General features: G+C 68.8%; 23 protein-coding genes and 2 pseudogenes. 13 read left to right on the top strand and 12 right to left on the bottom strand.

Annotated features, from left to right (window positions below; genetic code table 11):
• Positions 1 to 23 precede the first annotated feature (23 nt).
• The gene (locus ACIBIW_RS16145) at positions 24 to 962 is read right to left on the bottom strand and encodes a TIGR01777 family oxidoreductase (RefSeq protein WP_399336398.1); all 939 of its coding nucleotides are present in this window, start codon (positions 960 to 962) and stop codon (positions 24 to 26) included.
• Positions 963 to 1080: 118 nt separating this feature from the next.
• On the bottom strand, positions 1081 to 2529 hold the full coding sequence (locus ACIBIW_RS16150) for a regulator (RefSeq protein WP_399336400.1): 1449 nt from the start codon (positions 2527 to 2529) through the stop codon (positions 1081 to 1083).
• A 297-nt stretch (positions 2530 to 2826) separates the two neighbouring features.
• On the opposite strand from ACIBIW_RS16150, the gene lipB reads away from it, so the two are divergent.
• From lipB to ACIBIW_RS16190, 8 genes are all read left to right on the top strand, one after another.
• Positions 2827 to 3633: a lipoyl(octanoyl) transferase LipB gene (lipB, locus tag ACIBIW_RS16155; protein ID WP_399336402.1), complete on the top strand. Its 807-nt coding sequence runs from the start codon at positions 2827 to 2829 to the stop codon at positions 3631 to 3633.
• Positions 3634 to 3851: 218 nt separating this feature from the next.
• Positions 3852 to 4817 carry a lipoyl synthase gene (lipA, locus tag ACIBIW_RS16160; RefSeq protein ID WP_399336404.1) on the top strand — a complete coding sequence of 322 codons (966 nt, stop codon included), beginning with the start codon at positions 3852 to 3854 and terminating at the stop codon, positions 4815 to 4817.
• Positions 4818 to 5280: 463 nt separating this feature from the next.
• Positions 5281 to 5496, top strand: a complete 216-nt coding sequence (locus ACIBIW_RS16165; RefSeq protein WP_399336406.1) for a hypothetical protein — start codon at positions 5281 to 5283, stop codon at positions 5494 to 5496.
• Between the two features lie 29 nt (positions 5497 to 5525).
• The gene (locus ACIBIW_RS16170) at positions 5526 to 6227 is read left to right on the top strand and encodes a DUF4191 domain-containing protein (RefSeq protein WP_399336408.1); all 702 of its coding nucleotides are present in this window, start codon (positions 5526 to 5528) and stop codon (positions 6225 to 6227) included.
• A 207-nt stretch (positions 6228 to 6434) separates the two neighbouring features.
• Positions 6435 to 7040: a phage holin family protein gene (locus ACIBIW_RS16175; protein ID WP_399336734.1), complete on the top strand. Its 606-nt coding sequence runs from the start codon at positions 6435 to 6437 to the stop codon at positions 7038 to 7040.
• 211 nt (positions 7041 to 7251) lie between these two features.
• Positions 7252 to 7800 (top strand): hypothetical protein, encoded by a 549-nt coding sequence (locus ACIBIW_RS16180; RefSeq protein WP_399336410.1) that lies wholly within the window; start codon positions 7252 to 7254, stop codon positions 7798 to 7800.
• 23 nt (positions 7801 to 7823) lie between these two features.
• Complete coding sequence (locus tag ACIBIW_RS16185) at positions 7824 to 8369, top strand: hypothetical protein (protein WP_399336412.1); 546 nt, start codon at positions 7824 to 7826, stop codon at positions 8367 to 8369.
• Entirely contained in the window at positions 8366 to 8956 is a 591-nt protein-coding gene (locus tag ACIBIW_RS16190) for a hypothetical protein (protein ID WP_399336413.1), read from the top strand. The genes ACIBIW_RS16185 and ACIBIW_RS16190 overlap by 4 nt, the downstream gene beginning before the upstream one ends.
• 200 nt (positions 8957 to 9156) lie before the next feature.
• Here ACIBIW_RS16190 and ACIBIW_RS16195 read toward each other — a convergent pair whose 3' ends face one another.
• Positions 9157 to 9624 carry an RDD family protein gene (locus ACIBIW_RS16195; protein ID WP_399336415.1) on the bottom strand — a complete coding sequence of 156 codons (468 nt, stop codon included), beginning with the start codon at positions 9622 to 9624 and terminating at the stop codon, positions 9157 to 9159.
• Between the two features lie 292 nt (positions 9625 to 9916).
• Here ACIBIW_RS16195 and glnA point away from each other — a divergent pair, with 292 nt between their 5' ends.
• On the top strand, positions 9917 to 11326 hold the full coding sequence (gene glnA / locus ACIBIW_RS16200) for a type I glutamate--ammonia ligase (protein ID WP_399336417.1): 1410 nt from the start codon (positions 9917 to 9919) through the stop codon (positions 11324 to 11326).
• Positions 11327 to 11943: 617 nt separating this feature from the next.
• Here the strand turns inward: glnA and ACIBIW_RS16205 are convergent.
• Complete coding sequence (locus ACIBIW_RS16205) at positions 11944 to 14625, bottom strand: tetratricopeptide repeat protein (protein ID WP_399336419.1); 2682 nt, start codon at positions 14623 to 14625, stop codon at positions 11944 to 11946.
• A 119-nt stretch (positions 14626 to 14744) separates the two neighbouring features.
• Here ACIBIW_RS16205 and ACIBIW_RS16210 point away from each other — a divergent pair, with 119 nt between their 5' ends.
• Positions 14745 to 14960, top strand: a complete 216-nt coding sequence (locus ACIBIW_RS16210; protein WP_399336421.1) for a hypothetical protein — start codon at positions 14745 to 14747, stop codon at positions 14958 to 14960.
• A gap of 42 nt (positions 14961 to 15002) precedes the next feature.
• On the opposite strand, the pseudogene ACIBIW_RS16215 reads toward ACIBIW_RS16210, so the two are convergent.
• The 3 genes and pseudogenes from ACIBIW_RS16215 to ACIBIW_RS16225 form a co-directional block, all read right to left on the bottom strand.
• Positions 15003 to 15300, bottom strand: a pseudogene (locus ACIBIW_RS16215) (RNA-binding protein).
• Positions 15301 to 15377: 77 nt separating this feature from the next.
• Positions 15378 to 15898, bottom strand: a pseudogene (locus ACIBIW_RS16220) (NUDIX domain-containing protein).
• Between the two features lie 10 nt (positions 15899 to 15908).
• Entirely contained in the window at positions 15909 to 16031 is a 123-nt protein-coding gene (locus ACIBIW_RS16225) for a hypothetical protein (protein ID WP_399336423.1), read from the bottom strand.
• 257 nt (positions 16032 to 16288) lie between these two features.
• Here ACIBIW_RS16225 and ACIBIW_RS16230 point away from each other — a divergent pair, with 257 nt between their 5' ends.
• Complete coding sequence (locus tag ACIBIW_RS16230; protein WP_399336425.1) at positions 16289 to 16681, top strand: hypothetical protein; 393 nt, start codon at positions 16289 to 16291, stop codon at positions 16679 to 16681.
• A gap of 75 nt (positions 16682 to 16756) precedes the next feature.
• Here the strand turns inward: ACIBIW_RS16230 and ACIBIW_RS16235 are convergent, their stop codons facing one another.
• Entirely contained in the window at positions 16757 to 16942 is a 186-nt protein-coding gene (locus tag ACIBIW_RS16235) for a hypothetical protein (RefSeq protein WP_399336427.1), read from the bottom strand.
• A 407-nt stretch (positions 16943 to 17349) separates the two neighbouring features.
• On the opposite strand from ACIBIW_RS16235, the gene ACIBIW_RS16240 reads away from it, so the two are divergent.
• Positions 17350 to 17622 carry a hypothetical protein gene (locus tag ACIBIW_RS16240; protein WP_399336429.1) on the top strand — a complete coding sequence of 91 codons (273 nt, stop codon included), beginning with the start codon at positions 17350 to 17352 and terminating at the stop codon, positions 17620 to 17622.
• Positions 17623 to 18300: 678 nt separating this feature from the next.
• Positions 18301 to 19167 (top strand): hypothetical protein, encoded by an 867-nt coding sequence (locus ACIBIW_RS16245; RefSeq protein WP_399336431.1) that lies wholly within the window; start codon positions 18301 to 18303, stop codon positions 19165 to 19167.
• A 563-nt stretch (positions 19168 to 19730) separates the two neighbouring features.
• On the opposite strand, the gene ACIBIW_RS16250 is transcribed toward ACIBIW_RS16245, so the two are convergent.
• The 4 genes from ACIBIW_RS16250 to ACIBIW_RS16265 all read right to left on the bottom strand — a co-directional run bounded on the left by ACIBIW_RS16250 (position 19731) and on the right by ACIBIW_RS16265 (position 25745).
• Positions 19731 to 20420, bottom strand: a complete 690-nt coding sequence (locus tag ACIBIW_RS16250) for a hypothetical protein (protein ID WP_399336433.1) — start codon at positions 20418 to 20420, stop codon at positions 19731 to 19733.
• Between the two features lie 121 nt (positions 20421 to 20541).
• On the bottom strand, positions 20542 to 21984 hold the full coding sequence (locus tag ACIBIW_RS16255) for a sugar porter family MFS transporter (RefSeq protein ID WP_399336435.1): 1443 nt from the start codon (positions 21982 to 21984) through the stop codon (positions 20542 to 20544).
• A 237-nt stretch (positions 21985 to 22221) separates the two neighbouring features.
• Positions 22222 to 23667: a sulfatase gene (locus ACIBIW_RS16260; protein WP_399336437.1), complete on the bottom strand. Its 1446-nt coding sequence runs from the start codon at positions 23665 to 23667 to the stop codon at positions 22222 to 22224.
• A gap of 56 nt (positions 23668 to 23723) precedes the next feature.
• Positions 23724 to 25745, bottom strand: a complete 2022-nt coding sequence (locus ACIBIW_RS16265; protein ID WP_399336439.1) for a glycoside hydrolase family 2 protein — start codon at positions 25743 to 25745, stop codon at positions 23724 to 23726.
• Between the last annotated feature and the right edge of the window lie 63 nt (positions 25746 to 25808).

Below are 25808 nucleotides of genomic sequence, written 5' to 3' on the forward strand. Positions count from 1 at the left end.
GGCGGGCCCGCGCGGGCCGGGGGTCAGCGGGCGCCGGTGCGGGTGCGCACGGGTGCGGGGTGCCGGTCGAGCGCGGCGCGCAGGGCGTCCTCGATGTCGGGGAAGGCGAAGGTGAAACCGGAGTCCACGAGGCGCCGCGGCAGCACCCGCTGGCTGCCGAGCGCGTCCTGCGCGAGGTCCCCGAGCGCCAGCCTGAGCAGCGGCGCGGGCGCGGTGAGCACGGTGGGCCTGCGCAGCACGCGGCCCATGGCGGCGGTGATCTCCCGGTTGGTGCGCGGGCGCGGCGCGGTGAGGTTGACGGGGCCCGCGAGGCTCCCGGTGTCGAGGACGTGCCGCAGCGCGGCGACCTCGTCGTGCAGCGAGATATAGCTCCAGTACTGGCGGCCGTCGCCGACCCGGCCGCCGAGCCCGGCGCCGAAGAGCCGGAACAGCCGCTTCCAGGCGCCGCCCTCGCGCGCCACCACGAGGCCGGTGCGGCAGCACACGGTGCGGATGCCGACATGGGCGACGGGTTCGGCGGCCGCCTCCCAGTCGACGCAGAGCCCGGCGAGGAAGCCGTCGCCCGCGGGGTCGTCCTCGGTGACCGCGCGGTCACCCGTGTCGCCGTAGTAGCCGATGGCGGCGCCGACGACGAAGACCTTCGGCGGGGTGCCGAGCCGCAGCACGGCCTCGGCGAGCGCGGTGGTGCCGCCGATCCTGCTGGCCCGCAGCTCCTGCTTGTACTCCTTGGTCCAGTAGTGGTCGGCGATCCCGGCCCCCGCGAGGTTCACGACCGCGTCGCAGCCCGCGAGGCCCGCCTCGTCGATCCACTGGCGCGCCGGGTCCCAGCGGACCTCGTCGGGGCCGCGGGCGGGGCGCCGCACGAGCCGTACGACCTCGTGCCCGTCCGCGGTCAGCGAGCGTGTCAGGGCGGAGCCGATGAGGCCCGAGGCGCCGGCGATCACCACACGGGAGCGTTCCATGCCCCCATGGTCGCCGGTGCCCGCCCCGCGCGCCCGCCGCGGGGGTCCCTCCGGGCGGGCGTGCGGGGCGTCGGCGGCCGACCGCGGGCGGGGCGCGTCGGGCTCGCGGGGCGCGGGGTCAGCCGAGGGCCGCGACCCGGTCGCGGTAGCCGCGCACGGCCGCGGCGTCCCGGTACGGCTCCAGACGGCGCTCGAAGTCGCGTACGTACTCCAGTGCCCTGACCGAGCGCATGTCCGACGCCTGCTGGGCGGCCTCGGCGCCGAGCTGGCACGCCTGGTCGAGTTCGCCGAGGCCGAGGCGGGCGGTGGCGAGGACGACCCGGCAGAAGACGCGGCTGCGGGCGAAGCCGGGCGCGCGCAGTTGCAGCGAGCGCTCGGCGTGCTGGGCGGCGGCCCTGTGCTGGTTGAGGTCGCGGTGGCAGTGCCCGAACTCGTCGGCGAGCTGCGCCTCGTCGAAGAAGCGCGCCCAGTGCGGTACCTCGTCGCCTGGGCGCGCGGACTCCAGGGCGCGCTCGGCGCGTGCCAGCGACGCCGTGCAGGCCCGCACCTCGCCGAGGACCCCGTGGCCGCGCGCCTCTGCGGCCTGGAGCAGCGCCTGCACCACGGGCGGCGCCGAGGCGCCCACGCCCTGCTGGGCGACCCGGGTCAACTGCACCGCCTCCCTGCCGTGCCCGAGGTAGACGGCCTGGCGGCTCATGGTCACGAGGATGTACGAGCCGAAGGCCCTGTCCCCCGCGGCCTGCGCCAGCCTGAGGGCCTGGACGAAGTACCGCTGGGCGAGCCCGTGCGCCGCGATGTCGTACGAGGTCCAGCCCGCGAGCCTGGTCAGCTCCGCGGCGGCGCCGAACAGCCTGCGCCCTGTCTGCTCGCCGTAGGTGCCGCGCAGCATCGGCTCGCCCTCGTGCTCCAGGTAGCGCACGAGTGCCTGGCGGGCGTGGCCGCCGCCGTAGGCGTTGTCGAGCGCGCGGAACAGCTCGCCCACGGAGCGCAGCGCGGCGATGTCGCCGCCGCTGACCCGCTGCCCAGGGCCCGGCTCCACGGCGCGTCTGCGCTGCTCGGGGACGAGGGGCCGGCCGCCGGCCGCGGTCCTGCGCTCGGCGGCGCGCTCGGGGCCGCGGGCGACGCGGTCGTCGGCGCGCCCGATGAGCCAGTCCCTGCTGGGCACCACGAGCCCCGCTGGGGTGAACGCGATCTTGCGCAGCTCGGCGTGGCTGCCCGAGTCCTTGCGCCAGAGGCCGCCGACGATGTCGATGGCCTCCTCTGGCGAGGAGGCGAACTCCAGGCCCGCGTAGACCGGCGCCGAGGCGTCGAGGCCGAGGTCCTGCGCGGTGAGGCGGCGGCCGAGCCGTCTGGTGAAGACCTCGGCGATCAGCGCGGGCGTGGTGCCCCGTGGCTGCTGGCCGCGCAGCCATCGGGTGACCGAGGTCTTGTCGTAGCGCAGGTCGAGGCCGTGCTCGATTCCGAGCTGGTCGACGCGGCGCGCGAGGCCCGCGTTGGAGAACCCGGCCTCCGCGATGAGAGCGGCGAGCTGGCGGTTGGGGGTGCGCTGCGGAGGTCGTTCCGTCATCAGCTGTGCGGTCTCCTGCCTTTCGGGCCGTCCTGAGCAGCCCTTGATCAGCCCTTTGGCCTCCTGAACGGCGCGAATGTAGCGGTCCGCGCCCGATTACTCGCCCCCTTCGCTCTGCATTCATCCGATCGTGTGAGGATCGGGTGGCAGGCTGACGTGAATCCGCTGGTCGTACAGTGGTTTGGGCGCCGTGCCGATACGGCGCCATCCGCGGGCGCGCGGTGCGGTGCGCGTGCCACCGTGAGACGCACACCGCTCGTACGGCACGGGCCGTGCGGGGACGAGGAGGCACGCGCCGTGAGTGAGTTGCGGTTCACCCGGCTCGGGTTCGGGGACGGGGCCGTCGAGTACCGGGCGGCCTGGGACGAGCAGCGCCGGGTGCACGCCGCCCGGTTCGCCGACGAGGTCCCGGACACCTGTCTGCTGCTGGAACATCCGCCGGTGTACACGGCGGGCAGACGCACGGAGGACAGCGAGCGCCCCCTGGACGGCACCCCGGTGGTCGACGTGGACCGCGGCGGGAAGATCACCTGGCACGGCCCGGGGCAGCTCGTGGGCTATCCGATCCTGAAGCTGCCGCGCCCGGTGGACGTGGTGGCGCACGTGCGGCGCCTTGAGGAGGCGCTGATCCGGGTCTGCGCCGAGTTCGGCCTCGCCACCTCCCGGGTCGAGGGCCGCAGCGGGGTGTGGGTGCTGGGCGAGGACCGCGACCCCGCGGACCTCGGCGGCCTGTCGCTCGACTTCATGCCGCGGCCGGCGGGCGGTCCCGGCGACGTCGAGTACGACCCCAGGCTGCGCGGCCCCGAGTACGCGCCGTCGAACGCGGGTCAGCGGCGCGAGGACCGCAAGATCGCGGCGATCGGCATCAGGGTCGCCAAGGGCGTCACCATGCACGGCTTCTCCTTCAACGTGAACCCGGACAACACCTGGTTCGACCGCATCGTGCCGTGCGGGATCAGGGACGCGGGCGTCACCTCGCTCAGCAACGAGCTGGGGCGCGACCTCACCGTCCCCGAGCTGCTCGACCCGGTGGAGCGGCATCTGCGGGACGTCCTGGAGCACGCGCGCCCCGCACCGCGCGCGGTCGAGAAGACGGTGGCGTGAGCGGCCGCGAGGGCCCGGCGCGGGGTGGGAATGCGCCCGCCCCGACCCCGGTTGGCCCGGAGGAAGGACCTGCACATCACTGGCGTACGCTGGTGTGGGCCCGTGATGTGAAGGAACCACGGCGAGGAATCCAGGCATTCATCCGGCCCTCCTGAGCCGTGGGCCCCGTACCAAGGACCCGGCGGCAGCCGGGAACCATCGATCAGCAGGGAGCCGACGTGTCCGCAGTCGCACCCGACGGACGCAAGATGCTGCGCCTTGAGGTCCGCAACAGCCAGACCCCGATCGAGCGCAAGCCCGAGTGGATCAAGACCCGGGCGAAAATGGGCCCCGAGTACAACGCGCTCCAGAAGCTGGTGAAGAGCGAGGGCCTGCACACGGTCTGCCAGGAGGCGGGCTGTCCCAACATCTACGAGTGCTGGGAGGACCGCGAGGCCACGTTCCTCATCGGCGGCGACCAGTGCACCAGGCGCTGCGACTTCTGCCAGATCGACACCGGCAGGCCCCAGCCCCTCGACCGCGACGAGCCGCGCAGGGTCGCCGACTCGGTGCTGACGATGGACCTCAACTACGCCACCATCACCGGCGTGGCCCGCGACGACCTGCCCGACGGCGGCGCCTGGCTGTACGCGGAGACGGTGCGGCAGATCCACGCCATGACCGCGGCAAGGGAGTCGGGCGCCACCAAGGTCGAGCTGCTGATCCCGGACTTCAACGCCGAGCCCGACCAGCTCGCCGAGGTGTTCTCCGCCGAGCCCGAGGTGCTGGCGCACAACGTCGAGACGGTGCCGCGGATCTTCAAGCGCATCCGCCCCGGCTTCCGCTACGAGCGCTCCCTGAAGGTGATCTCCGAGGCCAGGGACGCGGGCCTGGTCACCAAGTCCAACCTGATCCTGGGCATGGGCGAGGAGCGCGCCGAGGTCAGCGACGCGCTGCGGCAGCTCCATGACGCGGGCTGCGAGCTGGTCACCATCACCCAGTACCTGCGCCCCTCCGTGCGCCACCACCCGGTGGAGCGCTGGGTCAAGCCGCAGGAGTTCGTGGAGCTGAAGGAGGAGGCCGAGGAGATCGGCTTCTCCGGTGTGATGTCGGGCCCGCTGGTGCGCTCCTCGTACCGCGCGGGGCGGCTGTACCGGATGGCGGTGGAGCGCCGCGGCGCGTACGTCGCCTCGCAGGCCGTCTGAGCCCCGCCCGGGCCCCTTCGGGGAGCGGACCGCGCCCGCCCCTCGGAGGGGCCGTCGTACGGGCGCCCGTGTGAATCCGCGCACAAACGGCTACCGCCCGGTAGCCTCGGCGGGGCGCACCGCGCGCCGGTCCCCGCAGGTGACGGCTCCCCCGCCGCTGAAGCGGTGTTTTACCGGCCCCTGCGACGCTTTCATCGCCGTTTGACCGCCCGGTCACGCGCTGGTAACACCGTGGAGTGACGGTGAAACCGGATGTGTATGAATGCCTCCGACTTCGGTCGTTCAGCGCCCACTGAAGATCACACAGCGCGCGATAACGACTAGCATTTCGACTGCATTTGTTCGGCGGCATGTGACCGTTCGCGCCCGACCCGTACCGCCGCTTCATGCCCGACCCGCACCGCAAGCCGCACCACCCCGCACCGCCTCCCTGTCCGAGCAGCGTCCCAAGGGGATACAGACCATGCAGGCAGCGTCGTCCTTGCGCGCCAGCGCCCTTCCCACCGTCACCGACACCCTCCGCGTCGTCGAGACCCTGCTGATGAGCCGGGGCCACCGCACCGCGCGCCGCAACGCCTGGACATCCGTCCTTGAGGACCGCCGCAGGGCACGCGCCCGGGTCGAGGCGGAGGACGCCTTCGCACGCCTGGACGGATCGGTATCGGCCCGCACGTCGTAGCCCGCGCGTACGCCACGTAGACTCGGGGCATGGCGAGGAAGGACACGGCGGCGGAGACCGCCGCGGAACCCGGGCGGCTCAAGCAGATCGCCCTGACATACCAGATGACCCGTAAGGCCGACCCGAAAATCGGCCTGATCCTCGGTGGCATCGGCATCATCACGCTCGGCGTGCTCCTCGCCGTCGGCTTCCTGATCGGTCATCCGGTCTACCTGGGCATCGTCGGGCTGCTCCTCGCCCTGCTCGCGACGGCGATCGTCTTCGGCCGCCGCGCCGAGCGCGCCGCCTTCGGGCAGATGGAGGGCCAGGCGGGCGCGGCGGCGGCAGTGCTGGAGAAGGTGCGCGGCTGGACGACGACGCCCGCGGTGGCGATGAACCGCAACCAGGACGTGGTGCACCGCTCCGTCGGCAAGGCCGGCATCGTGCTGGTCGCCGAGGGCAACCCCAACCGCGTCAAGAGCCTGCTCGCCTCCGAGAAGCGCAAGATGGCCAGGATCGTGGCGGACGTCCCGGTGCACGACATCATCGTCGGCAACGGCGAGGGCCAGGTCCCCCTGAAGAAGCTCCGCACGACCCTGCTGCGCTACCCCCGGGTGCTGACAGGCCCCCAGGTCACCACGACCACCGACCGGCTGCGCGCGCTGGGCGACCTGATGAGCAACATGCCCCTGCCGAAGGGCCCGGTTCCCGGGCGTGGCCTTTCAGGTCGCACCCCCCGACCGCGACGCTGACACCCGGGCGGGCGGTTGCACGACAGGCGCCCGCGGCGGCCGCGGGGGTGATCGCGGCGCAGGCGGTCCCCGGGGGCTCGGACACCGCGCGCGGGTGCTGCGTCGAGTCCCCCCGGGCCGGGCTCCGGTGATGACTGCGAGGCGTCCCGACGGGTGGTCATCGCCGGGCGGGCGGGGCAGACTTCATCCGGGGGGGGCAGCGTGAAGATGCAGGCGATGAAGTGGCCCGGCCAGATGATTCAGCTCCACAACGCCGATGACCAGACCGCGGACTGGATAGCGAAGGCGCGTACGCCCGAGACGGGCGCGCGCATCCGGCGGTGGTCGCGGATGGAGACGATCGGGGCGGGCGTGGCGCTGGCCGGTATCGCGCTGTTCCTCCTCGCCCTGATCGCCACGGTCGCATTGGTCATCTGGTTCGCCGTTGCCGGAATCGAACGCACGGACGTGTACTGGTGGCTGTGGGGCTTCGCCGGCGGGGTGCTGCTCGCCGGAGGCATTCTCATGGGCGTGAGCGGCCATCGGCGCCTCACGGCCTGTTTCGCGGACGGGTATGTGTCGACAGGCCGGGTCGACAGGGTAATCGAGTGCCCCGGCGGTGGCGACGACTCCACGTGGTACGAGTTGAGAGTCAGCGCTCAACTGTCCGACGGAGTCGTCCTGCACCGGAAGGTGTACCGGGACGGAGCCAACCCCCGTCGGCGGATCGGAGGACCGATCCGCTTCCGTCACAACACCCTCGATCCTGACGACGCGCACGACGTCCTGTTCGGCGGGTTCCCCGGCGCGGACACGAGATCGCCGCGATCATGAGCAGGCCGGAGAGCAGCGAATCCCCCCTGGTCCGCATCGTCAGCGACGCCACCCCGGCCGGGACGCTCGTCCTCCTCACCGCAGAGCACGGCGAGGCCCGGCGTGACGGTCACGCCCTCGACCGCGTCCGCCTCGGCACCTGCCCCGGGCCGCCCGCACAAGGCCCGGGATCGCCGTTCCCGCGTGACGGCCTGAGACGGAGGCCAACGCCATGAGCGACGAGTATCCGACCGGGCATGGGACCGGCATCAGCGAGGGGCTCGTGCCCGTGCGCCCGCGGCCCGAGGACCGCCGGTATTCCGAGCACGTGCTGTTCAGAGCCCTGTGGATCGTGGTCGCCGTGCTGTTCGCCTGGCTGGCCTTCGGATTCGTCCGGGAGCCGGCCTCGTGGCCCGAGCGGTGGATCGTCGTTTGCCTCGCCTGCTGCCTCGCCGCGCCCATGATCGCGACCAGCGGCTATCGCAAGAGACTCCCCGCGCTCGACCGGACGCCACGGCGAGCCACCGCCGACATTGTCGCCGCGGAAAGCCTCGCGCGCTTCGTGGCCGGTTCGGTCTGGGACGTGTACGCGTTCGAGGACCCGGCCGAGCTGAACCATGACCACCGGACCCGGGTCATCCTCGCCGAAACCCACGAGGACGTCATCCGTTCCGGATACGACCTGGGCACCTGGGCGCTGCACAACGAACCGGGACCGGGATCGGACCTGCTGCGTCGCTTCGCCGACGATCGCCGCGCGCGGAAGGCGGCAGCATCATGACACGGGGGCAGACCGAGGAGTGGATGAGCCGCGCGAAGACCCCGGAGACCCGGACGCGAATCCGCCGGTGGTCGCAAGTGGAGACCGTCTCCGGGTTGATCCTGTTGATCGGTACGGTGGCGTTCGTCGCGGCGATCCCGGTCGGCATCGGTCTCGCCCTCTGGTTCTGGATCGCCGGCGTCGACCGGTTCGATGTCTTCGCCTGGCTGTACGGACCGGCCGTAGGGGTGCTGCTCCTCTGGGCCGGCCTCGACGCATACACCAAGTCCCGGCTTGCAGAGGCCCGGTTCGCCGACGCGCAGCGCACCATGGGCGTAGTCGAGGAAGTAGTCGAGCTGCCGGCCGACGGCGACGGGAACCCGGCCTACGACCTCGCCGTTCGCGCCGAGCTTCCAGAAGGGCGCGCGCTCCGGCGCACCGTCAATTGGGGATCGGGAGACTCGTCGGGGCCGGACGATCGCTGGGTCGGACGGGCGATCCGCTTCCGCCACAACTCATCCGACCCCGACGACGAGCATGACGTGCTCTTTGACGGATGGCCCGACGACACGAAGGAGAGCCGTCGATGAGCTTCGGACGCCTCGGCAGGCCGGCCCGCCCGAAAGAGGAACCAGCCACCGAGGGGCGCTTGGCCATCGGCATGATCGAGGACTGGATCGAGGACGGCCCCACCGAGGTGCAGGGCCCCGACACGCTCATCATCAGCGCCGACGTACCTGGACACGGGGCCCTCCGCCTGCGGGTGACCTCGCCGCTCTCGATCCCCGGCAGCGGACGCGACCTGGTCGGACAGGCAGTCGTCCTCCGGCACACCGCCGGACCCGACGGCGTGCATGTCATTCGGTGGCCCGACAAGGTCAGGAGGACTCCGGAACCGCTTCGTCCCGAGGGCCCCTCGGCCGGGCGTGTACGGGCATGGGAGTTCCTCGCCGAGTGCGGCGCCGTCGTCTCGGTGGGTGGGATTCTCCTGACCGTGGTGACGCTCATCGGCGTGGTGTTCACCGGTGGCGAGCTGTTCGCCGATCTCCCGGCGTGGTTCCGGCCCGGCGTGGTGCTCGCCGCGAGTACGGGCGCGGCGGTGCTGGGGCCGTTCGCGTTCGCCTTCTGCAATTCCCGCAAGATGGCGGCCCTGTCTCGTCCCGCTCCCTGCGCATGAACCCACCCCTTTCGCCAGCTACCGGGTGGTGTGCGGTCGCTTCGCGACGACGAGCTTGACCTTGCCCGGCCGGCAGGACGGCGCGACCGCGTCTGCCGGCTTCGCCCCGACCCTGCGGACACCGGTTGCCTCGGCCCCGACCGGCCAAGCCGCCGCCCCGGGCCTCCAGGTGCGGAGCCTCTACTGCGCGGGGCCGGGGCTCAGATCCTGACCTGAACGGCGCGGGCCAGCCGGTCGTGCAGGCCCCGGGAGTCCCGGTCCCAGATCAGCGCCGGGATGGCGAGGCAGAGCAGCAGGCTGCGGAAGAACCCGCGCAGCGGTGACAGCCGCCCGCCGCCCTCGGCGACGACCCGCAGCCCGAAGATCCGCTTGCCCGGGGTGCTGCCGACGGTCCCGACGGTCAGCACGCTCAGCACGAAGAAGATCAGCAGCGACCAGTTGCTCAGCGCCCGCTGGTCACCGTGGGCGAACAGGCCGTATGCGATGAGGACGCAGAGCGCCCAGTCGAGGAAGAGGGCGCCGAAGCGGCGCCCCAGCGGCGCGACGGACCCGGCGCCCTCACGCGGCAGCCCGAGCTGCTGGCCCCGGTAGCCGAAGTCGACACCCATGTCCTCGGCGGCCGCGCGGGGCCCCGAGAGCCACGATCCCATTGCTCGCCTGTTGTCCACGGCTCCACGGTACTGCGCCCGATTTCGGCGGCGATGCCCAGGGGGCGCCACACCCGGGACACCTCCGCGAAACGGTCGCCGCGCCCCGTACGAGGTGGGTCGCACGGACCGGACATGGAGGAACATGGTGCAAAACAGCCCCAAGGCCGGTTAACTTCCGCGAAACAAATGAGTCACGCTTGAGAAATAGCCGCTCCATATGGTCGGGTCCAGCGTGTGCGACCGCGCACCGGCCGCGCAGACGAGCGACAGGACCCCCGCCCTCCCCCAGGGCCGGGATAGGAGGAGCTGGATGTTCCAGAACGTCGAGGACGCCAAAAAGTTCATCGCGGACGAGGACGTCAAGTTCGTCGACGTACGCTTCTGCGACCTCCCGGGGGTGATGCAGCACTTCACGGTGCCGGCGGAGGCGTTCGAACCGGCGGACGAGCTGGCGTTCGACGGCTCCTCCATCCGCGGCTTCCAGGCTATCCACGAGTCGGACATGGCCCTGCGCGCCGATCTGAGCACGGCCCGGGTGGACCCGTTCCGCCGCGACAAGACCCTGAACATCAACTTCTTCATCCACGACCCGATCACCGGCGAGCAGTACAGCCGCGACCCGCGGAACGTGGCGAAGAAGGCGGAGGCGTACCTGGCCTCCACGGGCATCGCGGACACCGCGTACTTCGGCCCCGAGGCCGAGTTCTACGTCTTCGACTCGGTGCGCTTCGAGACGACCGCCAACCGCTCCGTATACGAGATCGACTCCGAGGCGGGCGCCTGGAACACCGGCGCCCTGGAGGACAACCGCGGCTACAAGGTCCGCTACAAGGGCGGCTACTTCCCGGCGCCCCCGGTGGACCACTTCGCGGACCTGCGCGCCGAGATCAGCCTGGAGCTGAACAAGGCGGGCCTGAAGGTCGAGCGCCAGCACCACGAGGTCGGCACCGCGGGGCAGGCGGAGATCAACTACAAGTTCAACACCCTGCTGGCCGCCGCCGACGACCTGATGCTCTTCAAGTACATCGTGAAGAACGTCGCCTGGCGCAACAACAAGACGGCCACCTTCATGCCGAAGCCGATCTTCGGCGACAACGGCTCGGGCATGCACGTCCACCAGTCCCTCTGGAACGGCGGCGACCCCCTCTTCTACGACGAGCAGGGCTACGCGGGCCTCTCCGACACCGCCCGTTACTACATCGGCGGCATCCTCAGGCACGCCCCGTCGCTGCTGGCGTTCACCAACCCGACGGTGAACTCGTACCACCGCCTGGTGCCCGGCTTCGAGGCCCCGGTGAACCTGGTCTACTCGCAGCGCAACCGCTCGGCGGCCATGCGCATCCCGATCACCGGCAGCAACCCGAAGGCCAAGCGCGTCGAGTTCCGCGCCCCCGACCCGTCCTCCAACCCGTACCTGGCCTTCTCCGCCCTGCTGCTCGCGGGCCTGGACGGCGTCCGCAACAAGATCGAGCCCGCCGAGCCGATCGACAAGGACCTCTACGAACTGGCCCCCGAGGAGCACGCCGGCGTCCCCCAGGTCCCGACCTCCCTCCCGGCGGTCCTCGACGCCCTGGAGGCGGACAACGAGTACCTCCAGGCAGGCGGCGTCTTCACCGCCGACCTGATCGACACGTGGCTGGACTACAAGCGCACAAAGGAAATCGAGCCCATCCAACTGCGGCCGCATCCGCATGAGTTTGAGCTTTACTTTGACATTTAAGGGGCGGGGGCGAATGACCTGGGCGTAAGCCTGGGAAACCGGCTGTGATCTGCGAAAACTTTTCCCCTGAGTTCTCGTCGTTCCCAGCTGTTTTCCACCACCTTGTGTACCGCGCGTGCACCGGTCGGCGAGAGCTCCGATGTGATGTCAGGTTGGCTTTTGAGGGCCGTCACCCGGAATCGGGGGGCGGCCCTCACTGGGTTGGCAATGCTTCGCCGCCCTTGCACATCCCTGGTCACGCTGGCCGATGTAACGGCGAATCGTTGCCTTCTTGGTCTCCCAGTAATGGGGTGGGGCAGCGACCTGCGAAGGTTTCCGCTACAGGTCGCTGACCTGGCCTTTCCCCGATTGTTTGGCGTTGGGGGCCGACGGGTGTGATCGGGTGTCCTGGGGACTGTATACGGACTGCGGCTGCGCTTCAGCGGTCGACTAGTTCCTCTGGTGAGGTGCCGGTACAGGAGGAGTGGGCCTTCCTTAGAGCAGTTCCGGTTCGAGGGCGGCGTCAGACGGTTGGTCAGGCGACGCGCTCGGTTCTGGTCCAGGAAGCCGAGGGCTTCACCCGCGGGCTTGTTGAGGAATGCGCTGGTGTGAGCGGAGGCAGACTGGCTGAGCGGAGATCACGCCTTCTCGCGTGTGGAAGGAGCGATGGACCACCGGGCGCTGATGGTGCCGTCCGGCTCCCAGCCGTAGTCTTTCAGCCGCTTCGCTTCCTCGTGGCGGCCCATGGATTCCAATACCCATACCGCGCAGTCCATTCGTTCGTGGGAAGTGTCAGGCTCGCTGATCGACCTGAGCCAAGTGAGAGCCTCAGGCGCACGTTTGGCACGCAATAGCAGCCTCACCGCGCCGGAAACTGAGTCGTGCCTGCCGTCCTCCGCGCTCTCCTGGTACCAGGTGAACGCCTCGTCGAGCCGGCCCTTCTTCTCAAGAATTTTGGCCAATTCGTGCTGAGCCCGAGAATCCCCAGCAGTTGCCAGTGGGGCCAGCAAGGAAACCGCTTCATCACCCCTGGAATCCTGTTGCAGAAGATCTGCAAGCTCGTATGTCACGCCAGCGTTGTCCTCGGACTGGCAGTAGAGGAAGGTGATGGCCTCATCGCTGCGTCTCAGGCGGCGCATCAGTTCAGTAAACTCGCTGGCTGCCGAACTGTTTCCCTTTTGGATCATTTCTCTCAAGATGGTCGCACATTCTTCCTCGCGCCCCTCCGAGAGCAGAATATTTTTCAGAGCCATAGGGGCAAAGATAGATCCCATATGGCCCCCATGTCCCAGCTCCTTCAAGTATGAGAGTTCGGATTCAATTCCGCCGGATAGTCGCTTCTCTTGGCAGACTGTGTACATTGACATAAAGTCGCCCTCGAGTACCGATTCCTCAAGTACATCCAGCCCTCTCGCTCGTCGCCCTACTCCAATGAGTAGTTTACCCAGGTTATACTTCGTGCCGAACTGCTCGCACCAGGTCAGAGCCGCTTCTACGGAGACGTGGCGCCAAGTGTCCGCAAACGCATCGTGGAGCCACTCATCCGCATCACCATCGTATTCCCATTCGTTCATGTGGTCCCTGCAGTCAATGAGCGCGAAAATGTCACCCTGGCGGGCTGCCCGCATGTAATAGGACTTCGCCGAGTCCCAGTCCGCTTCCTCGCAGGTCACCAACGTCTGCGCGGCGAAACGCAGCGCATGGGAAGATCCGAGAGAGTGGGCCTCCTCGAACCATTCGACAGTTTCCCCCTTTCTGTCTGTCATGGAGAGAATCTCGGCAATCTTCAGGGCGGCCTCACCGTTTCCAGAGTCGGCAGATATCTTGGAGAGATCGACGGCCGTGCGGTATAGGCCACGATATTCCGCCGATCTTCCGACATTCAGCGCCTCGGCTGGCGTTGAGTGGTGCACCAGGAGGTCCCAAAGCCCTGGTGGCGGGGACAGTCGACGCCGCTCTTCGCGCCCCAGGTGATCCAGGGGGTCTGCCAGGCGGTACCGCACCGATCGTTCCATCCCTCCTTTCTTGCGTGGACGGACACGGGTCAATGGCCCGCGGATCCCGCGTTGAGGTTTTGCCGCGTAAGCCAGGGCGGCTTCCAGCCAGTCATCGGGCAAGTAGTCGAACTCCAGGTCAGTCATATATTCATACGCTGCGGCTTCGAGCAGTTCCAGTGGCATGTGTTCGCCATAGCCAAGTCGGCGGATGTCCATCGCTGCGTCGATGAGGGCTCTGACCGGGGGCGGAGCTGTCTGGTAGCGCTGAATCAGCGCCGGCACTCCGGCCAAGTACTGGGTCACCTGACGCTGTTCCGCGTGTTCCATGGCTTGAGCAAGCCGGGCATCGCGTGCAGCGGCCACTCTCAGAGTGTCCAGATCATCCGGCTCGAAGGTGGCTGGAACGCGTATGGAACTCCCGTTGAGAACGTGGCGCGCGTGCGGGTGCACGTCTCTGTGACCGTCGCGTGGTTCCGATGTCAACTGGTCCCAGTACTTGGGCCAGAGGGTCACAAGGATAAGCACGGGACGTCGCTCAGACGCGCGCATGATCCGTCGAAGTGCGGCCGCCACTTGCTCGCCCTCCGCAGGGTCGGACGTGAGGAGAAAGCGCTGGGCCTCGTTCAGCCACACTACCGTGTACGGACCGACCTTCTCGAGCTCTGCTGCCAGATCAGAACGGGGGGCGGAGTCCAGAGCTTGCCACAGGCGCCACTTCGGGGGCAGTTGCTGAATTGCCTCCCAGAGGGCTCGGGTCTTTCCTGTCGAGGATTCTCCAACGAGCGTGACGATTACGCTCTGTTCCGAAACCGCGCGGTCGACCTTCTTTCGTACGTGCCAGTCGTGATCACGTACCACATAGGTCGGCAACGTTGGCGTGTGCTCGTTTTCGGCGACAGTGATGGACTGGTGAACTTCGAGGGCGTAGGGGTCGAGTTCACTCAGCGGCTTGCCCGGAGGCTCGGCGAGGAGCACCTTCACCCATGCTGTTCGGACCCGCTCCATCGTGTCCGTGACATCCCAGCGGGCTTCGCGGGCCAGTACCGCCGCGACGGAGACAACATTTGCCTGTTGTGCGGGGAATTCGCTCGAACCGATGATCCTGTGCACGGTGTCCTTCGACGGGGCCCCCGGGAGCAGATCGTCGGGGTCATCAGCGATCAGTTTGGCGATCCGCGCCACTGGGGGAGTCCTGGCCTCCACATAAAGGCGGTAGAGCAGCAGCTTCAGTTCACGCAACGGGCCCGGCGCGACTCGCGGTGCGGGAATTCGGCGCTGACCACCGCCGCTCGACTCCCCGTACTCTCCCTTGTCTCGGCTCATCGCAGCATCATCCCGCCTCCGCCTCGCTCCGTCAGGTTTCTCCAGGTCGGGGCCCCGCCGCTGGTGATCCTGCCGTCGCAACTCATCGTGTGCCCTCCGCAGCCCCGCAGCGTAGTCACGTGAGCGGGCAGAAGACACGCCCGCCGGACGCTCAGTGGGAGGCGAATGTGTGCGAGACCAAGCAGGGCAAGCGCAAGATCCGACGCGGGCCGCGACTGTCCCGTGCCGAGCGAAACGCTTTGCTGGCGGCGGCAGTCGGCGGAATGTCGACCGCCGTCGTGAACGGGCTCGTCAGCTTCGTCGTGGAAGCCGTAAGGGCCGCGCTGGGACGATGACACGTACGCGGCCCCATCGGTGGCGCTGTGCAAGACCCATACCTAAGGGCGCGAGAGCTGAATCTCACTGGCGAGAGCGCCCAGGGCCCCCGGCGGGCAGATGACACAAATTGTTGACGAGTTGCTGTTCACGGGTGGCAGTCGGGTTGACGTTTGCGGCGCCCTCGCCGTCGAACAGGGCCTCGAAGTTAAGATATTCGGTGACGCGCCTGACCTTGACCTCGCAGGTCTCGTCGCTGCCCTTGATATGGAAGCGGATGGTCTTGTTGCCCGCGGTGACGAGGTCAAAGTACTGGCGGTAGAGGTCGAGCTCGCGAATGCGGGCAGTGGTGTCGGTCATCATGCGGCCGATCTTGGTTGCCGAGTACGGGTGGCGAAGGGTCCGCCCTGGCAACGGTCGGGCCGCGATTGGTGCCTCTATCGCCAGCCGTCGAGGGAGACCTCCGAGCCTGCCTCGAGGTACTGGTGGAGGGCGTTTGAGGTAGTGTCCACGAAGTTCTCCGGGATCGCGTTGGCGTCGACCCACCGGGCCTGGGCGTGCTTGTGGGGTTCGCGGTTTTCGGGTTCGCCGGTCCATTCGTGGGCAGCAAAGACGACGGTGAGGAAGCCATTTGGGGCTTCGCCGTGGATGATGTGGGCGACCTTCAGGGACTCCGGCTTCCCGGTCAGGCCGGTCTCTTCGTGCAGCTCGCGGACGGCGGTTTCGGTGATGGCCTCACCGGGTTCGCTCTTGCCGACAGGAAGGTCCCACATGCCCTGGGCGAACTTGGCGGGCTGGCTGCGCTGGAGGAGGACGATGCGCTTGGTTGCCTGGTCGTGGACAATGACGGCCGCGACAAGGAGGGTCATGGAGTCAAGGGCAGGCTTGAGGGTCTGGGGCGGTCGTCGGTGTTCGGCTGAGCCACGGTGATTCCTTCGTCGGCAGGGTTGATCGGCATAGTAGGTCAGTCAGGTCAGGGCTTCGCGGGTGCGGCGGGTGAGTTCGGCGGCTCCGGGGACTTTACGGCGCTGGTAGACCGCGAGCGTGGATCTGATGGAGGAGATCGCTTTGCGGGTGCGGTCGGAGGTCATGCCGTCCGTACCGCTGTCGTGGGAGCAGACGGATGCCCTACGGCCACACCTGCCCGAGCGCTACCAGGCCACGGTCGACTGCGGCCGAGGGCTGGGCATGCGGCAGGGCGAGATCTTCGGGTTCAGCCCCGAGGACGTCAACCTGGATACAGAAGGACAAGGTCGTCCACATACGCCATCAGATCACCCACGATCGCGGCACGCTGGTCTTCGCTCTCCCGAAGGGTGGCACGGAGAACGGCCCGAAGGAACGGTTCATGCCGCTCAGCGACGGGCTGGCGGCGTTGCTCACCGAGCACATACGCAAGCATCCGCCAGCCGAAGTCTCACTTCCCTGGCTGGAGAAGGGCGGCGAGCCGATCACCGTCCGCCTCGTGCTCACCACGCGCGAGCTGAAGCCGCTGGACAAGAACTACTTCAACTACCTCTGGAAGGGCACCCTGGAGGCAATCGGCGCGATAGCAGCCCTCAACGACAAGCCCGTCGGAAAGGGCCGCAAATGGGAAGAGTGCCGGGACAAGATGATGCAATCACTACGGCACCTCTTCGCCTCCGAGGCGATCAACGAGGGCATCGACGTCTACACCCTCGCCGACCTCCTCGGCCACGAGGACCTGCGTCTACCCTCCGCCGCTACGTCCACCGTGTGACGGGTGCCGTCGAGAAGGCCCGCATGGCGATCAGCCGGAGCTACCGCCTAGCCGCCTGAAGAGGTCTCACCCGCGTCACTCGCCTTCGAGCAGATCGGGCCGCCACTCCTGGATATCCGTGTCGAACTTGCCTCGGCGGACGTCCTGGAGGGCGGCCGCGTAGCCGATCTCGATGGCCCATGAGAACGCCTCCAGGACCTCCATCGGCGCGTTCAAGTAACCGCTGCCCGAGTGGAGGTTGGCGGCGGCTTCGGACGCCACACGGGCATCCTCAGCAGGCACGGTCTCTATGTGGAGATCGTTGATGGCTCGTACAAGACCATCGAGCTGTTCTTTTGGTGTGTCAGCCATAAGGGACAGGATGTGCCGCCGAGGGCTATCTGAAACACCAGCCCGTCGCCTCTCTCCTGCGATGTGCACCGCTTGCGTCCGGACTGTCCGTGGAGCAAACGTCCGAGCAGTTCAGAGCGCTTTTCTCTCTCCTTTGCCGCCTGTCAGCGGCAAAGCGGCCGTCAGGGTAAAACTGGTTTCTAAGCCGCACAACGACTGTCCCTGGCCCTGGGAGTGAGTTCTGGCGCCGCCTACGGGCTTGGCCACCACGGCGACACGCCCGTTCGGAGTGCGGCCAACCTGTCGTCAGAAGGCGTGTGCGCCGACAGACTCGGCCCATGGACCTCGAACGTACAAACGTCGCTCTCTTGGTATCCGGTGGCAGTGCGGTAGGCGCGCTCTGCAACATGGGTATTGCAGCCCTGACATACAAGCCAGTGAGGCCCAAGGTGCTCGTGATCGTGGAAAACCACGAGATGAGCCCAGTAGCACCTAAGCCACGGCAAGAGCATAAGTACCGTATGCGTATCCGGCTGGCTAACCGTGGCGTTATCGCCATCGGGGTCGAGCGTATCGAGGTTGTCCCCGTCCACAGTCCGTGGTGGCGATGATGGGACCGAAAGAAGAAGCGAGAGAGCGGCCAACGGTTCCCGGACCCCAAGGTGATTGAGCGCCTCAGCGACTTGAAGCATTAAGAGAACATCCAGCTCAGTGCTCTGCTGCACGACGGGAAGAACCCCCGGTACGTGTACGTCACGGCGCGGCTCACCAACGGTTCGAAGGTGCAGAGCGCTCCAGTCAAGGATCTGTCCGGCCTGGTGGTGGACATCGGGCCGGACGTCCCAGACGTCTGAGCCGCCTGTTCGTGGGAGGCGTCGGTGGCGTGGTCGACTCGGAGGCCGTGGCCACTAACGAGCTCGTGCACGGTAGGTAGGCACAGCCGTAACGGAGCCACGTCGTCGAACCGGGCGTGACGCAGTCCAGCAGCGGACGCCGCCGACACTGCAGCCGGTACCGCCACCCTGCACCCACAGCACGTTCACCTCACGCCGCGAGGTTCGGTTGAGGCTTTCCTACATTACAACTCGACGCAGAGGTGGGCAGGCATCGGGTACAGTGTGGCCAGATGCCGGTCCGCGGAGGCCCGGTTGCCAGCAGAAGTATGTGAGCCCGGTACTCACGGAAGCTGTGCAGGGTGTGGAGCACCTACTCCGCGACGCAGCAGACGGCGCGTGGTTTCACAAGGTATCTGGCCCTGATGCGCTGACCGGGCAGCGATGAGGTGAAGCATGCCCGAAAGCCAGCGAAACATGGCGGCCCGTACTCGCGCGCTGTACACCGGCGAGAAGTTCGCCGCAGCCAAAACAGGCATCGCCCGCGACCACTCCGTCGGACTAGATGCCTGTAGCCCCGGGCAACGAGAGCTACGTGCACTACTCGCGCTCGGTTTACTGAACCGCGGGTACGACTACAGCACCCCCGCGGGGTGGCGCATTGCTGCCCTATCCGCATACACCATCACGGCGTCCCCACGATTCAATCGCCTGGTACTCATCACTGACGTTCCCCATAACGTGGTCGACTACCTCCTCCCAGAGCCCAACAGAGCAGGTGGCCTGCCAGGACTGCGAGTTGAGGAGCACCGTGGGTACGGCACTTACATCATGCGACACCTGCCCACGGACGCGCAGTTCGTAGTCACGGATAATCCGTCAGGGAAGCCTGTCGGTGCACGAAGCGACTCCTACGTCGACTTCTTCACCGTGACCACTCCGCTCACACCTGACGAACTCGAACAGCTGGCCAGGGTGCCTCACATGACTGAGCACGCTCAATGCCTGCTTGCTGGCGTCCTCTGTCGCATCTCAGCACGGGACCCTCGTAGCAGGTGGGCAATCGGCAACTGGTTCCACGACCCCCTGCGACGCCGAGGCTGGTTCGACAGCGATCGAAGTTTCGGCGAAATCCGGAAGCTTCACGGGACCGGTGACAACTGGGAACTGCAATGGGACTCATACCCCTACCCGGACGACCTGGCCGCGTCTATGACAGATCCAGTCATCGGCATTCCCGGAAGCAAGACAGTGTCGGCGCACGATCACCTCACCGTCACACTCGGAAACGCTTCGCTCCGCCTTCTCTTGCGACGCGCCTAATCAATCGCATGTCGTTCACCTCTCTGCGTTGCCGACAGAAAGCACTCACGTCGTGATCGAGATCCTCGGGGCCGTGGGCTCTGGCCTACCCTGGTGGGCAGCCTGCCTGGTCGTCGCATTCACTACCCTCATCTACTTCTGCCTCCGGGCCCTTCGGCTGCTCATCCCAGACAAGTCCAGTGATCGACTGGCATGGTGGATTGCCATCCTGGAGCACCGGGGCCGGCGCACGAAAGCCGCGCGCCACCAGGAAGCTCAGCCAACCGAAACCCCGAAACCGCAGGGGGCGCAGTAACTCCGCCTGGCAGTCATCTCGTGCACCCGTTGTGCACCGGCCCGTCTGGCTGAAGGCATCTACCCAAGTCAGAAGGTTCGTCCAACTCTACTTCGACATTTAAGGGGCGCGGTCAACCGGCCTTGGCCGGAGGCCCGAGGGCCTGATGTGATCTGCGGAAGCGCCTTTCGGTGTTTCTTGCCGCGGGGGATGTCACAGTCGTCGGTGAGGGCTGCTTGCCTGGGGATCAGGGAAGCAGCCCTCACTGTCGTGCCACGGGGGTGGCGAGTCACCGCGCCCGGCGCGAGCGGCGCCAGCGGCGCCAGTCCATGCGCGGGGTGTTCTCTTCGGTGTCGTCGTCTTCCGCCTCATCCTGCTCGTCGCGGGACTTCGACGCCATGACGGAGGTCAGCAGGCTCTCGGCCGCGCTGAGCCGTTCACGGAGATCCTGAACTTCCAGATCCTGCTCGCACTTGTCTGCCTCGCGGCCCGTCGCCACGACGCGCCGTTGGCTCTCTTCCTCCCTGGCCCAGGTGAAGTACAGCTCCGCCCGCCGAGCGTGCAGCCCGTTCAGCTTCTCCAGCAGCACCAGCCGCTCGTCACGGACCGCCCGCGGCTCGGCATCGAGATCGGGGATGCTCAGGTCCTTGGTCCTGGCGGGCTCCTCCGGCTCCTCCTCCCAGGCGACGGGCGTCGGCAGGGCCAGAGGCGACGTCTCGTCACGAACCGCGGTCCAGAGCGTCCGGAACTCGTCCACGTCGCCGCCCAGGGCTTCCACGACGAGTTCCAGCGGGCCCCAGCCGGGCGGGCTTTCACAGCGCAGTACGCTCCCCGGCGTCGTATGGCTGATGGCCTTGCCTGTGCGCGGCGAGATGACTCGGAAGCTGGGTTCCCCGCTCTCCCGGTGAAGCCGTTTCATCCGCTGCCCGAGATGCTCCAAGGCCGGCCCCGGCGCGGATCGGGATGCTGCCGACGCCATCACTCCTCCGGTCTCGCCACCGACACGATCGTCGCAGGGACACACTCCTGACGCATGGAGTTTGCGGATGCCGGGTGTCGTTCCCCTCACCGATGACCGCCGCCGCCCCCGCGCCAAGGCTTTACGGTGACGGGCGCTCGTTCAAGCAGTCCGGGATGGGGGTGGGGGGTGGGGCAGGTGTTGTGTGGGATTCTTCGATTTGTTCCAGGGTGCGGCCTCCCGTTTCGGGGACCATGTAGATCGCCCATATCACCGCGAGTACGCCCATCGCCGCGAAGGCCAGGAAGACCGTGGTGGCGCCCGCGTCCAGGAGGGAAGGGAAGACCTGGCTGACGACGACGCTGGCCAGTTCGGTCAGGAATGTGGCGATGCCCATGGCCATCCCGCGTACCGCGAGCGGGAACATCTCGCCCAGTACGATCCAGACGATGCCGCCCCAGCTCAGTGCGAAGGCCACCTGGAAGAGGGCGAGGCCGGCCACGGCCAGGTAGCCTGCGCCGCCCGACACCTTGCCGTCGTGGGCGCCGAGGAAGACCAGGGCGAGTACGAGCATGCTGACCGCCATGGCGAGCGCGCCCCAGATCAGCGGCAGTCTGCGGCCGACCCGGTCGACCACCACGTACGCCATGACCACCGTGGCGATCAGGCCGAGCGCCGAGAGGCCGACGTTGGCGGTGACCGCGGCGGTGTCGCTGAAGCCGATGCCCTTCAGGACGCTGGGCGCGTAGTAGGTGATGGCGTTGATGCCGATGAGCTGCTGGAGCACGCCGAGTACGGAACCGGCCAGCAGGAGGCGCGCCAGCGGGCGGGAGCGGAAGAGGGAGAGGAAGACGCGCGCGGCGGGGCGTTCGCCTTCGCGGTCGGCGGTCTCCCGGCTGACGGTGCGGATGTCCTCGATCTCGCGGCGGGCCTCGTCGGCGGAGCGGGAGCCGGAGAGCACGGCCAGGGCCTCGGCGTCGCGGCCGTGGTCGACTAGCCAGCGCGGGCTCTCCGGCAGCCGCAGGGCCCCGGCGAACATGACGACCGACGGCACGATGCCGAGGCCGATCATCCAGCGCCAGCCGTCGATCGGGGTGAAGGCGAGGCCGACGAGGCTGGCCGCGAGCACCCCGACGGTGATCATGACCTGGAACAGCCCGCTGAAGGTGCCGCGGCGCAGGGCGGGCGAGATCTCGCTCAGGTAGACCGGGATCATCGCGGTGGCGATGCCGACGGCGACGCCGAGCACCACGCGCGAGGCGATCAGGACGCCCGCGTCGGGCGCGAACGCGGCGATGAGGATGCCGGCGCTGTAGAGGACGGCGGCCAGTGAGAGCAGCACCCGCCGTCCGAAGCGGTCGGCGAGTGGGCCCGCGCCGAGCGCGCCGAACAGGGAGCCGATCAGCGCGGAGCTGACGACCCAGCCGGTGGTGGACGGGGTCAGGTCGAGCGCGGGTTTGGCGAAGATCAGCGCGGTGGAGACCACGCCCAGTTCGTATCCTCTGATGCCGCCGCCGAGGGCGCCGAGGACATAGCTGCCCCGGCCGATCATCGGCGGGGCGGCGGGTGCGCGGGGTCCGGTCACGGTACGCCTCCCTCTCCTGGCTGAGCGGTGCCTGACGGCGGGCTGGTGCCTCGGCGGCCACGCCTCGGGTGCGGTGGGCGCGGTGCGCCCCGAGTGCGGCGGGCCGTCTCGGGTACGGCGGGCGGATCGCGCCTCGGACGCGGCGGGCAGACTGCACCCGGGGGTGCGGCGGCCCGCGTCCACGGGTGCGCGATTGCGCCCGCCGGAACGCCCCGGACCCGGCCCGCCCCCCGGAGTTCAGAAATTCGCGGTGCGTCCGGGCAGTGGGTCGACCGTCCAGGCCATCCGGTCGGCCAGTCTGATCAGCAGTTCCGCCTTGAGGGCGGCGTGGTCCTCGGAGTCCCAGAGGTTGGTGTGCTCCCCGGGGTCGGCCGTCAGGTCGTACAGCTCGCCGGTGTCCAGGCCGTGGAAGGCGACCAGTTTGTGGGCGGCCGTGCGGATCATGGTGGCCTGTGGCTTGGGGTCGGGGTGCCAGGGCATCGCGTTGTAGTACTCGCAGTACACGTCCTCGCGCGGCTCGGCGGTGTCGTCCTGCCCGCTGAGCCGCGGCCACAGCGAGCGCCCCTGCATGCCCGGTGTCCTCGGCAGCCCGGCGGCGTCGAGCAGGGTGGGTGCGATGTCGACGAGTTCCACCAGTTCGGGCGCGCGGCGGCCGGGCGGGACGCGGCCGGGGAAGGAGACGATCAGGGGGACGCGGACGGCCGCCTCGTAGAAGTAGGGGCCCTTCAGGTAGATGCCGTGGTCGCCGAGCATCTCGCCGTGGTCGGTGGAGAAGACCACGATGGTGTTGTCGCGCTGCCCGGTGCGGCCGAGGGCGTCGAGCATGCGGCCCACCTGCGCGTCGATCAGGTCGCACATGGCCCAGTAGGCGGCGCGGACCAGGCGGTGCTCGCGATCGGACATCCGGGGGTACGAGAAGTCCTCGTTGCCGCCGTAGGCGCCCTCGTGGTCGATGCGCTGGAAGACCGGTTTGGTGTCGAGTTCGCCGTCCTCGTAGGCGGGCAGCGGTATCTCGTCGAGGCGGTCGAGGTAGCGGCGCAGGTAGGCGGCCGGGGGGTCGAAGGGGTGGTGCGGGTCGAAGATGTTCACGGAGAACAGCCAGGGGTTCTCGAAGTCCTCGTGGGCCTCGATGAACTCGACGGCCTTGTTCGCGCACCAGGTCGTCTGGTGGTCCTCCTCCGGCATGCCCTCCATGACGTGGTGGGAGCCTTCGAGGAAGGGGGTGCTGTAGGTCGTGCCCCGCTCGCGCAGCCAGTGCTCGTACTCGTTCGTCGGCCAGTCGGGGTCGGGGTGGTGCGACCAGTGGAACTCGGAGTAGCCGTCCCGCACCCGGGGCTCCGTGCCGGGGGACACGGAGGGGTGGGCGGCCGACAGGTGCAGCTTGCCCGCGAGGCCGCAGACGTAGCCGGCGTCGGCGAGGGTACGGGTCACCAGCACCTCGTGCTCGGAGAGGGACTGGCCGTTCTGGCGGGCGCCGGTGGTCCTCGGGTAGCGGCCGGTCAGGAAGCTGGCGCGGGAGGGGGTGCAGACCGGGCTCTGGGTGTACGCGGCGTCGAAGACCACGCCGCCCTCGGCGAGGGCATCCAGGTGCGGGGTGCGGGTCCAGGTGTTGCCGGCCGAGCCGAGCGTGTCCCAGCGCTGCTGGTCGGTGCAGATCCACAGGACGTTGGGCCTGGTGGTCATGGCGTCGGTGCTCCTCACTGCGTCGTCCCCGTGGTTCACCGCGTCGTCTGCGTGGTTCACCGCGCCGTCCCCGTGGTGCGGCCCAGATGGCGGGCGGCGGCGGTCACCGCGCGGTTGGCGGCGACCACCCGGTCGCGGTCCGATAGCTTGAACACTCTTCTGTCGTAGCTGTAGAGGCCGTTGACCTGGAGTTCGGCGTCCTCGAACAGGTTGTAGCTGGCGGCGCTCAGCCCCTCGTAACGGACGAAGCCCACGACGTCGCGCAGCGCGGCCGTGTAGCGGTCCGTCAGCTCGGCGGCGCCCGCGACCTCCTGGTTCGGGGTGCTGTGGCCCGGCAGGTACTCGTGCCCCTCGGGGGCGTAGCCGAAGGCGCCGAACTCGCCGATCACGGACGCCCTGCCGTGTCCCGGGCGGGGCGCGGGCCCGGCCCAGGGGTCGCCGAGGTTGTGCCAGTCGGCGACCTGGCCGCCGCGCTCCTCGTAGTCGGCGACGTTGGTGCCGCTCATCTCGTTGACGAGGCGGCCCGGGTCGAGGGCGCGTACCCGGTCGGCGATACGGGCCAGATCGTAGGCGCCCCAGCCCTCGTTGAACGGAATCCACATCACGATCGAGGTAAAGACCCGCAACTGGCGTATGACGCGCTCCAGTTCGCGTTCGAAGCGGGCCTTGCCCGCGGCGGGCGGCTGGGACGGCTCCTGCTGGTTCGGGGGCTGGCGTCCCGTGGCGGTGGCGGGCATGTCCTGCCAGACGAGGACGCCGAGCCGGTCGGCCCAGTGGTACCAGCGGTCGGGTTCGGTCTTCATGTGCTTGCGGACCGTGGTGAAGCCGAGGTTCCTGGCCTCCTCGATGTCGAAGCGCAGCGCCTCGTCGGTGGCCGCGGTGTAGAGGCCGTCGGGCCAGTAGCCCTGCTGGAGGCAGCTCACCTGCGGCAGGAACCGCCCGTTGAGCATGAGCCGGGGCGCGCCGCCGACCTGTGCGATGCCGACGGAGCGCATCCCGAAGACATGGGTGACGCGGTCGCCGCCCCGGCCCGCGACCTCGACGTCGAGTTCGTAGCGGAAGGGGTCGTCGGGCGACCAGAGCCGCAGCGGGCGTACGGGCACGACGAGTGCGCGGTCGGCGCGCCCGCGTACCTCCGCCGTCTTCCGGCCGCCGTAGCGCAGGGTCAGCCGCACCTCGGCGCCCGGGTCCCCGGCCAGGGCCACCGTCACGGCCGCGGTGCGGGCGTCGATGTCCGGTGCGGTGACGACCTGTTCGACGTGGACCGCGGGCACCGGTTCGAGCCACACCGGCTGCCAGATGCCGGAGCAGGGCGTGTAGTAGAGGGAGCTGTGCGGGGCCGCGGGGTCGAGGGCCGCGACGCGCTGCTTCCCGAGCGGCTGGTCGCCGTCCTCGGTCGGGTCGTCGACGAGGACGAGCAGTTCCTGCTCGCCGGTGGGCGCCCCGGCGCTGCCGGTGGCGAGCGCGTCGGTGACGTCCACGGTGAAGCGGTCGTACCCGCCCTCGTGCACGGCCAGCGAGCGCCCGTTGACCAGCACCTCGGCCCGGTGGTCCACGGCGTCGAGGTGCAGCAGCAGCCGCATGCCGCCCGTGCCGGTGCGCACTCCCCAGGCGGGCGGGACCGTGAAGCGGCGGCGGTAGAGCATCCGCGGCTCGTGCCGCATGATCCCGGACAGCGCGGACTCCACCGGGTAGGGCACCAGAATCCGCTCGGCCAGCTCCCGGCCCGGTGCGGGCCGCGCGTCCGCTGCCACCGCCGCGAACTGCCAGACCCCGTTCAGGCTCAGCCAGCGCTCGCGCGTCAACTGCGGGCGCGGGTACTCGTGGCGGGCGTTGCGCGGCGAGACCCGGCCGGTCCACGGCGTGGTCAGCCGGGGGGTGCCCGGGGTCCAGCCGCTCTCCTCGGGCCTGGCGCCGCCGGAAGCCGCGTCGGCCCCCGCGGCTGCCGCGGCCCCCTCGGCCTCGTGGGACGGCCGGGCGGATGCCACGCCCGGCGCCGCCGCCGACAGCGCGCCGAGGCCCGCGGCCCCGGCGGCCCGCCGCAGGAACGCCGCCCTGCTGATGCCCTCACGGTGCATGTCGTCTCCTCCTCGCCTCGCGACACAGCCACCGTAGGAGCCCGTCTTGTAACGTTGCAATAC

The organism is Streptomyces sp. NPDC050560 (assembly GCF_044457285.1).
Taxonomy (GTDB): Bacteria; Actinomycetota; Actinomycetes; order Streptomycetales; family Streptomycetaceae; genus Streptomyces.

Coding starts and splice junctions, on each gene's coding strand:
- ACIBIW_RS16245 (WP_399336431.1), top strand. CDS start 18,301: ATGCCCGAAAGCCAGCGAAACATGGCGGCCCGTACTCGCGCGCTGTAC.
- ACIBIW_RS16145 (WP_399336398.1), bottom strand. CDS start 962: ATGGAACGCTCCCGTGTGGTGATCGCCGGCGCCTCGGGCCTCATCGGC.
- ACIBIW_RS16265 (WP_399336439.1), bottom strand. CDS start 25,745: ATGCACCGTGAGGGCATCAGCAGGGCGGCGTTCCTGCGGCGGGCCGCC.
- ACIBIW_RS16260 (WP_399336437.1), bottom strand. CDS start 23,667: ATGACCACCAGGCCCAACGTCCTGTGGATCTGCACCGACCAGCAGCGC.
- ACIBIW_RS16185 (WP_399336412.1), top strand. CDS start 7,824: ATGAGCCGCGCGAAGACCCCGGAGACCCGGACGCGAATCCGCCGGTGG.
- ACIBIW_RS16250 (WP_399336433.1), bottom strand. CDS start 20,420: ATGGCGTCGGCAGCATCCCGATCCGCGCCGGGGCCGGCCTTGGAGCAT.
- ACIBIW_RS16150 (WP_399336400.1), bottom strand. CDS start 2,529: ATGACGGAACGACCTCCGCAGCGCACCCCCAACCGCCAGCTCGCCGCT.
- ACIBIW_RS16170 (WP_399336408.1), top strand. CDS start 5,526: ATGGCGAGGAAGGACACGGCGGCGGAGACCGCCGCGGAACCCGGGCGG.
- ACIBIW_RS16240 (WP_399336429.1), top strand. CDS start 17,350: ATGGACCTCGAACGTACAAACGTCGCTCTCTTGGTATCCGGTGGCAGT.
- ACIBIW_RS16230 (WP_399336425.1), top strand. CDS start 16,289: ATGCCGCTCAGCGACGGGCTGGCGGCGTTGCTCACCGAGCACATACGC.
- ACIBIW_RS16205 (WP_399336419.1), bottom strand. CDS start 14,625: ATGAGCCGAGACAAGGGAGAGTACGGGGAGTCGAGCGGCGGTGGTCAG.
- ACIBIW_RS16225 (WP_399336423.1), bottom strand. CDS start 16,031: ATGACCTCCGACCGCACCCGCAAAGCGATCTCCTCCATCAGATCCACG.
- ACIBIW_RS16180 (WP_399336410.1), top strand. CDS start 7,252: ATGAGCGACGAGTATCCGACCGGGCATGGGACCGGCATCAGCGAGGGG.
- glnA (WP_399336417.1), top strand. CDS start 9,917: ATGTTCCAGAACGTCGAGGACGCCAAAAAGTTCATCGCGGACGAGGAC.
- ACIBIW_RS16190 (WP_399336413.1), top strand. CDS start 8,366: ATGAGCTTCGGACGCCTCGGCAGGCCGGCCCGCCCGAAAGAGGAACCA.
- ACIBIW_RS16175 (WP_399336734.1), top strand. CDS start 6,435: ATGCAGGCGATGAAGTGGCCCGGCCAGATGATTCAGCTCCACAACGCC.
- ACIBIW_RS16165 (WP_399336406.1), top strand. CDS start 5,281: ATGCAGGCAGCGTCGTCCTTGCGCGCCAGCGCCCTTCCCACCGTCACC.